This window comes from Ruegeria sp. CL3 (assembly GCF_056536505.1).
Genome location: NZ_JBQFPT010000036.1, coordinates 1 through 790 on the forward strand (window position 1 = coordinate 1; position 790 = coordinate 790).

Here is a 790-nt window from a genome sequence, read left to right on the forward strand (position 1 = left end):
CCTTTCATCTGGATAATGGGACTTTCGTTGCGCGTGGCGAAAGGTCAGGTGATGGTGCTGGTTTTTCGCTCATTGCTGTTGGTGTTCGCAACATTTTGCTTCATTGCCGCGATCCGGGTGATGCCCCTTGCCGATGCGCTGGCAATCGTGTTCGTTGCCCCTTTCATCGTCTTGTTGGTCGGCAAGTTCTATCTTGGTGAAGACGTCGGCCCGCGTCGCGTCGGCGCGGCGCTTGTGGGGTTTGTCGGGGTGTTGTTCGTCATCCAGCCCAGTTTCGCAGCTTTCGGCGCGGTTGCCATTATTCCGCTTGGCACGGCAGTTGCCTTTGCTTTCTACATTCTTTTGACCCGTGGGTTGTCGCGTCGGGTGCACCCCGTGACCCTGCAATTCCACACTGGCCTGATCGCCAGCCTGTTTTGCATTCCAGCTCTAATTGTTGCGCAAGGTTCCGGCTCTGATTTGTTTGATCCCGTGTGGCCGACAGACGTCGCGTTGTTGTGGCTGTTGGGCGCTGGCTTTTTTGCGACGGTGAGCCACATGATGATGACCTATGCGCTGTCCTTTGCGCCTTCCGCCACGCTGGCACCGCTGCAGTATTTTGAGCTGCCGGTCGCGACCTTGTTCGGCTATCTTGTCTTCAATGACTTCCCGAACACGCTTAGTCTGCTTGGCATTGCCATCATCATCGGTGCGGGGCTGTATATGATACATCGTGAAAGGGTGGCGGCCAGACAGTTGGTCGCCGTGCGTGCCGTGCCTCCAATCTAAGGCTATACGCCCGGCCCTTAGC

At 56.8% G+C, this 790-nt stretch carries 1 protein-coding gene; it reads left to right on the top strand.

Features of this window, described 5'->3' with window-relative positions:
• Positions 1–768, top strand: a 768-nt coding sequence (locus ACR0NO_RS22160) for a DMT family transporter (protein WP_480725722.1), incomplete at its 5' end; no start/stop codon positions are given.
• Positions 769–790 lie beyond the last annotated feature (22 nt).